Annotated in this window: 16 protein-coding genes; 6 read left to right on the forward strand and 10 right to left on the reverse strand. The window is 66.0% G+C overall.

Annotated elements, in window-relative coordinates; translation table 11 throughout:
- Positions 1 to 33: 33 nt before the first annotated feature.
- Entirely contained in the window at positions 34 to 537 is a 504-nt protein-coding gene (locus GGR17_RS12845; protein ID WP_054540482.1) for a superoxide dismutase family protein, read from the forward strand.
- Entirely contained in the window at positions 534 to 1,307 is a 774-nt protein-coding gene (locus GGR17_RS12850) for an SDR family NAD(P)-dependent oxidoreductase (RefSeq protein ID WP_054539912.1), read from the forward strand. Before GGR17_RS12845 ends, GGR17_RS12850 begins: the two co-directional genes overlap by 4 nt.
- A gap of 62 nt (positions 1,308 to 1,369) precedes the next feature.
- Here GGR17_RS12850 and GGR17_RS12855 read toward each other — a convergent pair whose 3' ends face one another.
- The 3 genes from GGR17_RS12855 to GGR17_RS12865 form a co-directional block, all read right to left on the reverse strand.
- The gene (locus tag GGR17_RS12855) at positions 1,370 to 1,942 is read right to left on the reverse strand and encodes a response regulator (protein ID WP_054539913.1); all 573 of its coding nucleotides are present in this window, start codon (positions 1,940 to 1,942) and stop codon (positions 1,370 to 1,372) included.
- 134 nt (positions 1,943 to 2,076) lie between these two features.
- Complete coding sequence (locus GGR17_RS12860; protein WP_157445613.1) at positions 2,077 to 2,277, reverse strand: hypothetical protein; 201 nt, start codon at positions 2,275 to 2,277, stop codon at positions 2,077 to 2,079.
- Positions 2,278 to 2,338: 61 nt separating this feature from the next.
- Entirely contained in the window at positions 2,339 to 2,500 is a 162-nt protein-coding gene (locus GGR17_RS12865) for a hypothetical protein (protein ID WP_157445614.1), read from the reverse strand.
- A gap of 170 nt (positions 2,501 to 2,670) precedes the next feature.
- On the opposite strand from GGR17_RS12865, the gene GGR17_RS12870 reads away from it, so the two are divergent.
- From GGR17_RS12870 to GGR17_RS12885, 4 genes are all read left to right on the forward strand, one after another.
- A complete protein-coding gene (locus GGR17_RS12870) occupies positions 2,671 to 3,171 on the forward strand; it encodes a YciE/YciF ferroxidase family protein (protein ID WP_054539914.1) in 501 nt (166 codons plus the stop codon).
- Positions 3,172 to 3,251: 80 nt separating this feature from the next.
- Positions 3,252 to 4,520, forward strand: coding sequence for a cytochrome P450 (locus tag GGR17_RS12875; RefSeq protein WP_054539915.1), 1,269 nt, complete (start codon positions 3,252 to 3,254; stop codon positions 4,518 to 4,520).
- Positions 4,521 to 5,093: 573 nt separating this feature from the next.
- Complete coding sequence (locus GGR17_RS12880; protein ID WP_054539917.1) at positions 5,094 to 5,285, forward strand: hypothetical protein; 192 nt, start codon at positions 5,094 to 5,096, stop codon at positions 5,283 to 5,285.
- Between the two features lie 116 nt (positions 5,286 to 5,401).
- Complete coding sequence (locus tag GGR17_RS12885; protein WP_054539918.1) at positions 5,402 to 6,202, forward strand: aldo/keto reductase; 801 nt, start codon at positions 5,402 to 5,404, stop codon at positions 6,200 to 6,202.
- 29 nt (positions 6,203 to 6,231) lie between these two features.
- On the opposite strand, the gene GGR17_RS12890 is transcribed toward GGR17_RS12885, so the two are convergent.
- From GGR17_RS12890 to GGR17_RS12920, 7 genes are all read right to left on the reverse strand, one after another.
- Positions 6,232 to 6,837, reverse strand: coding sequence for an exopolysaccharide biosynthesis protein (locus GGR17_RS12890; protein WP_054539919.1), 606 nt, complete (start codon positions 6,835 to 6,837; stop codon positions 6,232 to 6,234).
- Positions 6,834 to 7,862 carry a c-type cytochrome gene (locus tag GGR17_RS12895; RefSeq protein ID WP_054539920.1) on the reverse strand — a complete coding sequence of 343 codons (1,029 nt, stop codon included), beginning with the start codon at positions 7,860 to 7,862 and terminating at the stop codon, positions 6,834 to 6,836. The genes GGR17_RS12890 and GGR17_RS12895 overlap by 4 nt, the downstream gene beginning before the upstream one ends.
- Positions 7,859 to 8,428, reverse strand: a complete 570-nt coding sequence (locus tag GGR17_RS12900; protein WP_054539921.1) for a cytochrome c oxidase assembly protein — start codon at positions 8,426 to 8,428, stop codon at positions 7,859 to 7,861. Before GGR17_RS12900 ends, GGR17_RS12895 begins: the two co-directional genes overlap by 4 nt.
- Positions 8,425 to 8,835 carry a hypothetical protein gene (locus tag GGR17_RS12905; protein ID WP_054539922.1) on the reverse strand — a complete coding sequence of 137 codons (411 nt, stop codon included), beginning with the start codon at positions 8,833 to 8,835 and terminating at the stop codon, positions 8,425 to 8,427. The genes GGR17_RS12900 and GGR17_RS12905 overlap by 4 nt, the downstream gene beginning before the upstream one ends.
- The gene (gene ctaD / locus GGR17_RS12910) at positions 8,832 to 11,405 is read right to left on the reverse strand and encodes a cytochrome c oxidase subunit I (RefSeq protein WP_054539923.1); all 2,574 of its coding nucleotides are present in this window, start codon (positions 11,403 to 11,405) and stop codon (positions 8,832 to 8,834) included. Before ctaD ends, GGR17_RS12905 begins: the two co-directional genes overlap by 4 nt.
- A complete protein-coding gene (locus GGR17_RS12915) occupies positions 11,402 to 12,469 on the reverse strand; it encodes a cytochrome c oxidase subunit II (RefSeq protein ID WP_082386680.1) in 1,068 nt (355 codons plus the stop codon). The genes ctaD and GGR17_RS12915 overlap by 4 nt, the downstream gene beginning before the upstream one ends.
- Positions 12,470 to 12,586: 117 nt before the next feature.
- Positions 12,587 to 13,156, reverse strand: a complete 570-nt coding sequence (locus tag GGR17_RS12920; protein ID WP_157445615.1) for a hypothetical protein — start codon at positions 13,154 to 13,156, stop codon at positions 12,587 to 12,589.
- Positions 13,157 to 13,183: the final 27 nt, after the last annotated feature.

Consider the following 13,183-nt stretch of genomic DNA (forward strand, 5'->3'; position numbering starts at 1 on the left):
CCCGCCGGGGAGCCAGCCGAAAAGGAGATTGTGATGAAATTCATTCTGACTACGGTTCTCGCCTCCGGGTTCCTTGCAACGGCGGCCGGTGCCGCCGAAGTGACCGCGCAAGTCCGGGACCGTGACGGCAACGATCTGGGCGCCGTGCATGTTCGCGACACCTCCTCGGGCGTGGCTGTCGCGACGCTCACGCTCATGGGGCTGCCGCAAGGCATCCACGCCATCCATCTGCACGAGACAGGCGACTGTTCGGAGGAAGGTTTCGAATCCGCCGGTGGGCATATCGCCGGTGATCGCTCGCATGGTGTCGAGATTGATGGCGGCCCTCATCCGGGTGACATGCCGAACCTGACGGTGACCAGCGACAGCACCGGCGAAGAGGAGATATTTCTGCCATTCCTCGAGGTGGAGCGCGACCTGATGGACAGCGACGGCGCGGCATTCGTAATTCACGAGGGCGTGGACGACTATGAATCCCAGCCCTCCGGTGACGCCGGCGGCCGGATCGCCTGCGGTGAATTCGAGATCCGCGAATGACACAGGTCTGGCCGGAAAGATTCAAGGGCCGCGCCGCCATCGTGACGGGCGCGGCCTCTGGGATAGGGGCCGCGACGGCCCGGCGGCTGGTACGCGAAGGCGCGCATGTCATGCTGGTCGACAAGGAGCCGTCGCAGCCGAGCCTGCGCGATCTTCCCGCCCGGCAAATGAAGCAGTTGCGCTGCGACGTCGCGTGTTCGGAATCCGCCGATGAAATCGTCGACCAAACCCTTCGGTGGCAGAAACGGCTCGATGTACTGGTCAATTGCGCCGGCTACCCCGTGACCGAGGCGTCCGAAGAGATGCCGGAAGCGGTGTGGCGCGCGCATTTCGAGGCGGATGTGCATGGCATCCACTTCCTCACCGACGCGGCGCGCCCGCACCTGGAGCGACACGGCGGTGCCGTTGTCAACGTCACCTCGGTGGCGGGGCTGGGCGGAGACCGTGCGATGCAGGCCTACAACGCCGCCAAGGGCGCCGCGGTCCGGCTGACGAACGCGCAGGCCATCGACTTCGGTCGGCGCGGTGTGCGTGTGAACGCCGTCTGCCCGACGATCACCCATACCGAGATGAGCCGCGAGGTCGAGCGCCGCGGCGATCTGATGGAAAAGCTGCGCGCCAGCATCCCGCTGGGACGCATCGGCGCCGCCGATGAGGTGGCGGCCGCCATCGCCTTTCTCGCCAGCGACGAGGCAAGCTTCATTACCGGCGTCGCCCTGCCGGTGGATGGTGGAATCACCGCCGGAAACGGACAGCCCGTGCTGGTCTGAACTTCGGTTCGAAACGCCCGCCCGGCGCCCATACAGCCGCGCCAGCCTGCGAGCGCCGGGTGTCAGTTCAAAAGGGTCCGGCCTGACGTGCCGGCAACCTCCAACAACAGGGCGCTGAGCCAGTCCTCAGTCGGTTCCGTGGGGACTTTTTCGGACTGGCGCGTGATCGCGAGTCGCAGGCAACGTTCGACCAGGCGATCGGCGATATCCGCGTCGTTGTATATCAAGCGCGCCATCAGCCGGAGCTTTGGCAGCAGATCAACGACATCGTCGCCGGTAGCCGCAAGAAGGTGCTGTTGGACCATAGCGACCGCCTCGTTCGGTTCGTGCAGCCGGTCGACCGACCTGAAGCGCAATGGCAATTCGATTTCGTCACTGGCCGAGTAGAAGACGAAGGGCACGCCATGGCATTTCAGCCCGTCTGCCAGCCGGAACACCAGTTCGCCCCTCAGATTGATGTCCAGCACGGCAGCTTCCGCGAATGGCGCAAGGCGTTCGGCGCGCCCGAGCGTGGGCGTGGGCCCGAGAATTTCCGCCCCCGCTTCCTCAAAGCAGCGTGCAAGATCCCAGGCGAGATGGAAATCATCTTCAGCAATCAATACGCGACGGTTGTGCAATGGTGTCATCACCATCATGAACACTCGTTTCTATCGTTTCTCTCGCGATGGTAGAGTGATTATCTCCCTTGAGAAGATAATTTCGAAGCAAGATACAGGATTGCGGGCGGACGCCCCCGGCAAGTGGCAGAACTCCGCTGACCGCTGCCGTGTCAGTTGTTTTCCGACTGGCAGGCCAAACGTTCCTGAAGATGGCGGGCGAGGGCAAGCGGTTTGTCGGGCGTATCTTCCCGGCGGATCGCTTCCAGTTGACTGGCCAGCTTTTGGTGCCGACAACGCGCTTTTCCAAGTTCTTCGTCGTCTGCTCCCTTCAGAGCCGCCTCGTCGCGTATCGCACGCCAGAGGTCTACCACGCGGAACGGCCCGCGGCGGTAGATTCCCCTCCGAGCGGCGGGGCATTGGACGGCGACAGGGTCACTTGGCCCCGGCGTCGCGGTCCTTCAGCTTCGCCTGAAGCTCAAGCGCCAGTTCGAGAAGGCGCTGCGGTACGGTTTCGTCGCGGATCGCCTTGAGCTGTTGGTGCAACTCATGCTCGATCCTGTCATCGGCCTCTTGCGGGCAGTTCTTGTCGATCATGGATTTCGCTTTCGCATGACGGTCTTCCCTTTCGATACGGACGACAACCGCGAGTGGATTTGCCTTGCCTTATGACACTCCTTCTTCTGTCGCAACTTTCTCTGGAACAAGGTTCGATGTGCTCTGTTTCAGTGCCATAAAAGCCAACGCCAATGGAAGGAGCGATTACCATGGCACTGTTCTCCAAGGATATCGAAACACTGGAAGATCTGTATCTGCACACGTTGCAGGACATCTACTATGCGGAAAAGCAGATCCTCAAGGCACTGCCCAAGATGATCGAAAAGGCAAGCAACCAGGGCCTGCGCGAGGGGTTCGAACACCACCTGGAAGAAACCCGCGGCCATGTTGAACGGCTTGAAAAAGTGTTCGGCGAGCTGGGCAAAGACCCGAAGACCGAGACCTGCCCCGCCATCGACGGGATCATCAAGGAAGCCAACGAAGTGGCCGGAGATGTCGCTGACAAAGACGTGCTGGATGCGGCGCTCGCTGCGGCGGCGCAGGCCGTCGAACACTACGAGATTGCCCGCTACGGCACACTTATCGCCTGGTCGCAGGAGATGAACCTGAACTCCTGCGTCAGCCTGCTGACGCAGACACTGAAAGAGGAGAAGGCAGCCGACTCCAAACTGACGCAAATCGCGGAAAGCCGGCTGAACAAAGCGGCCTGAGCCGCCGGTCCCACTGTCACGGCGTAACCTTTCAGGGCAGGCGGCACATCCCGCCTGCCCATCATGCGAGAAGACAGACAATGCAAGACCCGATGCACCATGAACAGCGCATTCCGGCCTTGCCGGGGTTCGACAGCACGCTGGGCTTTCTGCGCGAGGGCTATGCGTTTATCGGAAACCGCTGTGCGCAGCTTGCCAGCGATACATTCACCACGCGGCTGATGCTGCGCCCCGTGACATGTCTGCGCGGCGCCGAAGCGGCCGATGTCTTTTATCATCCCGGTCGGATGACCCGGAATGGCGCCATGCCCCGGTCGGTCGTGTCGCTGCTTCAGGATCGTGGCAGCGTACAGGGGCTGGACGGCAGGGCGCATCACATCCGCAAGGCGATGTTTCTGGAGTTGATGACGCCTGAGCGGCTGGATCTGGCGCGCTGGGTTCTGGCCGAGGAGTGGGCGGCGGCGATGCGCGATTGGCAAGGCCGCACCATCGCCCTGCGCGATGCGCTGCCCGAGGTCATGACACGCACCGCCCTGCGCTGGTGCGGCATTCCGCCGGAGCAAGAAGACGTTCCGGAGCGGGCCGAGGAGCTTTCGACGATGATCGAGGCCGCCGGCTCCATCGGGCCGGCTTATCTGCGGGCGCTGCGCCTGCGCCATCGCTCGGAAACCTGGGCGCGACGGCAGATCCGGCACGCCCGGACCGGGCCTATCCGTGACGGGGCGCTCGGGCGGGTGGCCCATCACGAGGATGCCGACGGTTCGCATCTTTCCGACGCGGTCGCGGCGGTGGAATTGTTGAACCTGCTGCGTCCGATCGTTGCCGTCGGGCGCTATATCGTCTTTGCCGCGCACGCGCTGCACGTGCACTCCGCGACTGTGAAGCCATTCCTGGCGTCGAACCAAGCAGAGGGCGCGCGCGCCGTTGGAGAAGAGGTCCGGCGCCTTTACCCGTTCTTCCCGGTGATCGGAGGCAAGGTGCGCGCGCCCTTCGACTGGCGGGGAAGGTCGTTCCGCGCGGGCGACTGGGTTGTCCTCGATCTCTACGGCACCTGCAGGGACGGGGCTGTCTGGGCAGAGCCGGAAACCTTTGATCCCGCCAGGCATCTGGCCCCCGGCCGCCCGGATCACGCGATGGTGCCGCAGGGCGGCGGCGACCTCGCAACGGGTCACCGTTGCCCCGGCGAACACCTGAGCACCGCGTTGCTGACGGAGGCCATCGGGCTTTTGGCGGCGATGACCTATGACGTGCCGGATCAGGATCTGCGCATCCCGCTGGATCACTTTCCCACATGGCCGCGGGACGGCATGAAGATCAGCGTTGCCCGCGGACGCGCGGCTGATCAATGATAACATCGGAGATGCAGCAGGTGCGAATGCGCCGGCCCGATTGCGGGACGATTTGATTTATCCCTGACCGAGTTCCGCAATCGCGCGCTTGGTGCCTCTTTCGCTCATTGGAACGCGGGGCCATTCTGCCCGTCGGCAACTCGCTTTTCGCGATCCGGGGCGCGGCCTTCGACGAGGCCACCCGGCCTGCGCACCTCCGCTTGGGCCTCGGTTCGAAAGACAGAGCCCGGTTGCCAGAAAGCCGATCGCGAACGGCGTGACGGCGCCCAGCCAGATCGCCGGAATCTGCTCGGGCCGGCGCAGCGCTTCCCGCAAAAGGCCACCCGCGCCGGCTCCCGTGTAGCAAAGACCGAAGATCAACAACACAGAGGCCAGCAGCATCCCAATGGCGAGTTGAAGGCAGATGTCTCGGATCATGGCTGGGTCCTTTACCGGAGGGCGGTGCGGAAGCCGCGCCGCAAATCGCGTTCGGCTTCTTAACAGGAAGGCGTGTGCGATGTTCCCGCGCCCTGCCGGCGGGAACATTTTCGGGCAGAGGCTGTTTGCCGTTCAGTCCAAGAAAAGGAGGACGCCATGACAGAGCAAGAGCCCACAGCGCGGAACAGCCGAGAGCAGCGGGAGCGCGAAGACGGCACCATTGATCAGCGGCAACAGCAGATCGACCCGGCCGGTCATCACCGGGTCGACGTCAACGCGCCCAGCAAGTCGTCGATGAAACAGCCCGGCCTGCGGCGCCCGGCGCCGGACCCGACCGACGCGAAATAGATCGGCGAACAAGCGCCCTTCGTCGCCGGGCACCGGGAACGCCGGGCGCTTTGGGCGGTTCAGCAATGCGGGGTCCGGCGCTCAAGGCCGGCCGCGCAATCAGGAGATACAGCACGATGTCCCATTCCACGATCGCGCTCAGGACGGGCCGGCGGCTGCCGTGCCTCGGCCTGGGAACCTGGAAATTGACGAACGACACCGCAGGTGCGGTCGAAGAGGCGCTGCGGATCGGCTACCGCATGATCGACACCGCTGTCGATTATGGCAGCCAGTCTGGCATTGGCGAAGGTTTGCGGCGCAGCGGCGCGCCCCGCGACGATATCTTCATCGTCACCAAGATCGAGGAGGACGATGTGCCTCTTGATGCGGTGCGGCGGGATCTTGACGAACTCGGGCTCGACCATGCGGATCTGACGCTGATTCACCGCCCGCCTCCGGGCGGGGCCGGCGAAGCATTGTGGGAAGGGCTGATCCTTGCGCGGGAAAGCGGCCTTGTGCGGGATATCGGCGTGAGCAATTATACTGCCGGCCTCGTCGACGAGCTGACCGTCGCGCTCGGCGAGGCGCCGGTTGTGAACCAGGTGGAATGGAGCCCCTTCGGTCATAGCGATCACCTGCAGGCGCATCATCAGGACCGCGATATCGTGCTCATGGCCTACAGCCCGCTGACCCGGGCCGAACGGCTCGGTGACGCCCAACTCGGGCAGATCGCCGGGCGCCACGGCCGGACCCCGGCGCAGGTCATGATCCGCTGGAACCTGCAGCGCGGAACCGTGCCGTTGCCCAAGGCGAACGCGGCGCGCCATATCCAAGAGAATTTCGCCGTCTTCGATTTCGAGCTGTCCGAGGACGAGATGCGGCGCCTCGATGATATGAACGAGGCGTGGTCGGCGCTGGGGTCACTGGCCTATCAGTAAACACCGCCGACGGGGCCCGGAAAGCTGCGTCACACGATCGTCACGCCCACCGCGACGGCACCCGCGATGACAGCAAGGCCCAGCACGGCGAGCAGGCCGTCGCGCACCAGAAGCGTCAGCGACAACAGCGTCACCGCCACCCCGAGGATAGACGAGGTAAAGGGCACCACCTCGAGCAGGGGCATGACCGCGCCGCAAAGCGCGCAGGCCAGATAGATCAGCCGGTGCGCCGGGGGCGACACCAGAGCCGTCAGCCGCTTGCCGGTGTGCCGATCGATCCAGTCGGCCGGGCCTCGCAACCACCCGGCCGCATCGCGCAGACGCTCCGACGGCACTGTCTGTCGGGTCAGCCAGCGCGGAAGCCACAGGTGGCTGCGCCCGAGCAGCAACTGGCCGGCCACCAGCATGATCATGATCCCGCAAATGCTCGAAAACAGCGGAATGCCGGAAAGCGGGGTGACCACCGCCAGGGCCGGCGCCATCAGAACCGGAACGAAGGAGGCCCGGCCAAGGCCTTTGACCACATCATCCAAAGAGGTCTCGTCGCCCTGCGCCGCGTCGCGCAGACGGTCCACCACCTCCCGCACGGTGGCGGGTGGCGCCTTGTTACCGTCTGATCCGGTCGTTTGGGTCATTCTTCTATCTCTCCATCAGGTGGAAGCGCAGCGTACCAATCGGCCAGAAGCGCGATTTCTTCGTCCGAAAGGGACCGCGCGGCGGCGCTCATCTTGTCAGAGCCGCGCCGCACCCCGTCGCGCCAGAGGCGCAGCTGGGCCGCCAGAAAGGCACGATCCTGACCGGCCAGCGCCGGGGCCTCCGGCTGCGCGACGGGCGCGCCTGGTCCGTGGCAGGCGGTGCAGGCGGGCACCTCGCGCGTACCGCGGGTGGCGAGTGCCGCCCCGGCGGTGGGGCCGACTGCGGCGGCTGCGGTGGCGGCTGGCCCGGCGGCGAAATGCGCGGCGAGACCCGGAAGCGCCTCGGGCGGGACCATGCTCACGGCCTGCTGCATGATCCCACTGGCGCGCGCACCCGTCAGGTAGTCATCCAAGGTGTCGGCCAGATAGCCCGGCTGCTGAATGTCGAGCCGTGGCACGTGGGCCGATATGCTGCCATGGCAGGTTGCGCAATAGGCGGCGCCGGGCGGTGCGGACTGCTGTTGCTCCGACACCTCCGGAAGCGGCGGGGCGTCCTGCCGCTTCACCGCGTCCAGATAGGCGACGACCGCCCAGACCTCATCCGCGCGGCCGCCTGCGGGCCAGCCGGGCATGCCGGTCATCTTGACGCCGTTCTCGACGATCCAGTGCAGATGGGATGGCTGCCAGCCGGCCACCGCCTCGCGGATCGGCGGCGGAACAGGCAGCATGGCGCGCATGGTCGCCGTGCGGCTGCCATCGGGGCCCGCGTGGCAGGGCGCGCAGGCGGTGGCGTAGTGCCCTGCCCCCAGCGCAATCAGCGCCGGGTCTGACAGGTCGGGTACCTCGTCTTCTGCCGGGGCGCGCAAGCGGACAGCGTTGCGGAAGGTGGTGTGCAGCACCCAGCTCACGCCCGGCAAATGCCCCGCGCGGGCGGAGACATTGTAGAGCCCGAGCGACACGACCGAGCCCGCCGCAGCCAAGCCCGCCACGGCCAGCGCCGCCAGGATGAAAAGGGTGCGTCTCATGCCGGTTCCTCCGCCAGCGCCCGACCGGTCAGCAAGAGCCCGCCCAGCAGATAGACGGGTGTGCCGATCGCGAGCATCAGCATGCCGCCTGCCTGCTGCCCCGTCAGATCGGGCGCCGTTCCGCAGATCCCGGCATAGAGATCGCGCGGGGCGAGGATAAGCAGCGCGCCAAGCAGCGTCATATGCATCGAGGTCAGAAGCAGCCCGCCCGCCCCCGCGAGCGCGGATCCCGCGTGCAGGCAGCCGGCCCAGACCAGCGCGCCGACCGCAAGGAAGCTCGCCTGTTCCAGAGCGAAACCCGTGGGGCCGGCGCGCCCCAGCCCGTGTGCGGCAGGCAGATGCCAGGCCCAGACCACGACGAATTCCAGCGCCGCGGCGGGCAGCGGCTGAAGGGCGATATGCCGCGCGATCCCCGGCAGGCCCAGCACCAGCAGCGGCGCCGCCACCGCCACCAGCCCCATGTGCCGCAGCATGTGCACGGGGAAAGCGGGCAGCCAGCTTTCGAGCGGCGCCGCCCAAAGGAGCGCAAGCAGGCCGAGGCCGGAGAGAAGCGCCGCAGGCTTCATCGACAACCCTCCAGCAGCAGGAGCGGCAGCGAGGTGAAGACCGTGCCGATGGCGGAGATCAGCGCGATAAGGAAGGTTGCGTGGCCGAGAAACTGGTGCCGGTCTTCCGCCTTGCCTTCGGGATGCGACAGCGCGCCAGTATTGCGCACGTTCCATTGCTGCAGCGCCCGCCAGCCCTGCCAGCCGATCAGGGCGAGCGCCAGCACCGTGGCGCCGATCAGCCAGATCCGCGCGGTATCGACCGGGAAAAGCTGACGGGCGCAGGCCAGCGAGACCGTGGCATAGCACAGCACCAGATGCAGCGCCCAGGTCACGGGCGCGAGGGTGAGCCGCCAGAGGCTCTCGGATTCCGCGGCGAACTCCCGGCGCTCCTCTTCGGCGTGGGGCTGATATTCCTGTTCCGTCATAGCAGCCTCGCGACCGGGCCCACCAGCGCACAGGCGACAAGCGCGGAGAGCACGAAGAAATGCCAGAATAGCGACACGTTCCAGATATCGGCGTCATAGCGGGGCGTGAGCTTGCCCAGGAAACTGCCCGCGAGACAGTAGAGCTGCATCACGATCCCGACAGCGGCATGGACCGCGATCCACACCGCGAGCGCCCAGATCAGTGCCGGATAGACATGGGTGGCGGGTTCCAGCGGCAGAACCGCGACGATCAGTGCCGCGATGCCGCCCGCCGTGGACAGCGGCGCGAGCGCCAGCGCCCCGCGCGCCGCGCCGATCCGGCCAGCGCGGTTCAGCCGGCGCGCCGCGACGGTGAACACCCAGCCCGCGACGAACCCGGCACAGGCCAGCGCGACGGCGCCCGCCCCCGCGTGACGCGCGCCCGGTGGCGGGAAATCGGGTTGCGCCGTCCAGTAGAAGAAATACCCGAAGACGATCGAGGCAAAGGCCGTCGCATCACCCAGCATGGTGATCCAGACCGCCCACCAGCCTGTCGAATCCGGCCCCGATACATAGGTCGGCAGGCGCAGGCCAAGGCCCGCGTCCTTGCTGTCGGCCTCTGGTGGCCGGGCGGTCGATGTCCAGAGCCACCAGATGATCGACGCGACCGCGAGCAGGCCGGAGACGATGCCGGGCGTGTAGAGATGGAACGTCGGAAAGATGAAGGCGCCGCCGGTGAAGATCGCTGCGAGATGGGTGATCCATGTGGGTGTGTTGACCCGCTGTATCAGGATCGGCTCGGCGTCGATCACCGAGGTCACCAGCGTTTCGCGGTGCCCCTCCTGCGCGTCCGGCAGATAGAAGCGGCCCGCATCCACGCGGTCCAGCAGTTTCGGGTCATCCCAGAGCGGATAACGGGTCGTTACATGGGGGATGGAGCGGATGCCCCAGGACTCCTCGGGTACGTCATGCGCCCATTCCAGCGTACCGGCCTTCCACGGGTTGCGCGAGATCCGGGGCTGATCACCCTTCGGGCGGATCAGATCCCACACGAAGACCACGAAACCTGCGGCGATAACGAAGGCCCCCACCGAGGAGATCAGGTTCGGGATCTCCCACCCCAGTCCCTCGCGGTAGGTGAAGACCCGCCGCGGCATCCCGATAAGCCCGGTGTAATGCATCGGCAGGAAGGTGACGTTGAAGCCCGTGAAGATCAGCCAGAAGGCCCAGCGGCCCAATCGCTCGGAAAGCATCTTCTTGGCGATGAACGGATAGAAGTAATAGACCCCCGCGATCACCGGAAAGACCATTCCGCCGAAAAGCGTGTAATGCAGATGGGCGACAACGAAATACGTGTCGTGGACCTGAAAGTCGAAAGGCGCGAGGGCGAGCATGATCCCCGTCAGCCCGCCCATGGTGAAGATCGCCAGCGCCCCCGCGATCCAGAGCATTGGCAGGATCATGCGGATGCGCCCGGCCACGAGCGTCGCCAGAAAGGCGAAGAGCTGGACGCCGGTGGGGATCACCACCGCCTCGGAGGCGGCCGAGAAGAAGCCCAGCGAAAGGCCGGGCAGACCGGTGGTGTACATGTGATGCACCCATAGCCCGAAGCTGAGAAAGCCGGTGCCGACGGCCGACAGCACGATCCAGGAATAGCCGACGATGGGCCGCTGCGCGACGGTCGGCACGATCATCGCGGCGATGGCGATGGAGGGCAGGAAGATGATGTAAACCTCCGGGTGGCCGAAGATCCAGAACAGATGCTGCCAGAGCATCGGGTCGCCGCCGCGTTCGGGATCGAAGAACGGCCAGTCGAAGCTGCGCTCGAGCTCGAACAGGAAGTCACCCGCGATGAGCGGCGGGAAGGCAAAGAGGATCATGCCGCCCACCACCAGCACATACCAGGCATAGAGTGGCATGAGGTTGACCCGCATTCCCGGCGCGCGGCATTTCAGCACCCCGACGATCAGCTCCACCGCCGCCGCGATCGAGGCGATCTCGATGAAGCTGAGACCCAGAAGCCAGATGTCGCTGCCCGGGCCTTCGTCCTCGGTGGCAAGCGGCGGATACATGAACCAGCCCGCGCGGGGGGCGGCGTCGAAAAGGACCGAGCCCAGCACGAAGACGCCTCCGATCAGGAAGCACCAGTAGCCGAAGGCGGAAAGGCGCGGAAACGGCATGTCGCGCGAGCCCAGGAAGCCCGGCAGCATCAGGATCGAGATCGCCTCGAACATCGGTACGGCAAAGAGGAACATCATGGCCGAGCCATGCATGCTGAAAAGCTGGCTGAACCGGTCCGAGGAAACCAGGCCGCTTTCCGGCACCGCCAGTTGCAGGCGGATGATCAGCGCGAGCACACCGGCGCAAAGCATGAAAAAGAACGCGGTCAGCGAATACCACTTGCCGATCTCGGTGTTGTTGACCGCCGACCAGTAGCGCCAGCCCTCGGGCGCCTTCCAGGCCGCGCGCAGGCGCCCCGCCTGCGCCTTGCGCAGGTCTTCGGGAACCGGCTCGTCCAGCATCGCCTCGGTCGGCGGATAGGTGCCTTGCGGCTCCGGACGGCGGGGCGGGGTCGTGCGGCGGAGGATCATTCCAGCTCCTTCAGATAACGGGCGAGGTCCTGCAACTCGGCGGGTTCGAGATGCGGGAAGGCTGGCATCTGGACCTCGGGCTTCAGCTCTCCGGTATGGGCGACCCAGAGCGCGATGTCGTCGAGCGAGGCACCAAGCCGCCCCGCGCCGATGGAGTGACGCGCGCCGACATGGGTCAGGTCCGGGCCCACCTGGCCGACGGCCTCGGTGCCGCGGATGCTGTGGCACGCTCCGCAGCCCTCGCGGCGAAAAATCTCGAGGCCCCTGCGTGCGGACTCGCTTTGCGGCGCGCGGGCATCCTGTGCCTCGGCCTCGAGCCAGGCGGCAAAATCCTCTGGCGGCATCACCACGGCCTCGAAGGCCATCCAGGCATGGCTCGCCCCGCAGAACTCGGCGCATTGGCCGCGATAGGTGCCGGGGGTTTCGGGCTTGAGGCTCATCCGCGTCTCGCGGCCGGGAAACATGTCCATCTTGCCGCCGAGCGCGGGAATCCAGAAGGAATGGATAAAGCGGTCGGCGGTCAGCAGGAACTCGGTCCGCTCTCCGGCGGGCAGCCGGATCTCATTGGCCGAAATCACCGGCCCGGCGTCCCCCTCGGGCAGGTATTCAACCCGCCACCACCATTGTTCGCCGGTGACGGAGATGCGCAGCCCCTCTCCCGGCGCGCGCTGGTCGGGCAGCAGCGAGAGACCCCAGACCAGCACACCGCCCACGATCAGCGTGGGCGCGAAGACGCCGCCGAACAGGATCAGACGCCGCGCGTGATGTTCCGGAAAGGCGGCGGGGCTGCGCCGGCTGAACCAGTAGAAAAGACCGTTCATCCCGAGCCACAGCACAGCGGCTCCGGCCAGCATGGAGGTAAACAGAAGATGCAGCGCCTCTGCATCCGCGCCGGCCGGCGCCAGCGCGGACTGACGCCCTTCGCATCCTGCGGTGAACAGGGCCACGGCCACAAGGGTAAACCCACGGCGCCTCGCCCCGGCGGCGGGAGCGAGGAGATGTCCGGCCAGTGCAGGGCCGGAGGCGTCCGACGCGATTGTTCCGAGCGGCTTTGTGCGGGTCATGCGGTTCTCAACCCGCCAGACGGCGAAGTGTTCCCGTTGATGATGCTGAAATCCGCCGCGGTTTCGGCGACCGTGCAGGAACGGCGAGACCGTGATGTGGATATGCCGCCCGAGGCCTCAGTGACGCTCGCGCTGCGTCAATGCCCCGAGCCATTGCGGATAGCTGACGTTCTGAAATGCCGTCAGGCCGAGGCGCTGCCTGAGATCCTCGAGCGCCGCCTTGTCCTCGCCTTCGATGGCGACTGTCCAGGAGGTCACGCCAGGGCCGGCTGACACCCTGGTGATTTCCGCAAGACAGCCATCCGCCTCGTACTGCGTCCGTTCCTTTCGCACCGGAATGGCGCGATGGCCCGCGTGGACGAAGGCCGCGACGACCGCCTCCGCGTCATGACCCCGCGCCGGATCGAAAGGCGGCAGGCCGGTGAAGGTGGCGGCGAGATCGGCGCCAGTGGCGGGCAGAGTGACGCATCCGACCGCTTCCCACCTGTCGAACGCAGCGTCCCGCGCCACATGTCTTTTCAGATCGAGCGCCGACGCACCGCGCAGCTTGAAGACCAGAGCCGGGTCGCCGCCCAGGAGGTAAAGATCGTCGCGCATCTCATGACCCCGGACGCGATAGCCCTGCCGCAGCGTGGCGCGCGAATTGCCCAGATCGTCGCCGAACACCCGAAATTCCAGTCGGCCCATCATCATGCTCCCTGAAGTATCGGTGGC

Source organism: Actibacterium naphthalenivorans (assembly GCF_014196965.1).
In the GTDB taxonomy this organism is placed as follows: Bacteria; Pseudomonadota; Alphaproteobacteria; order Rhodobacterales; family Rhodobacteraceae; genus Actibacterium_A; species Actibacterium_A naphthalenivorans.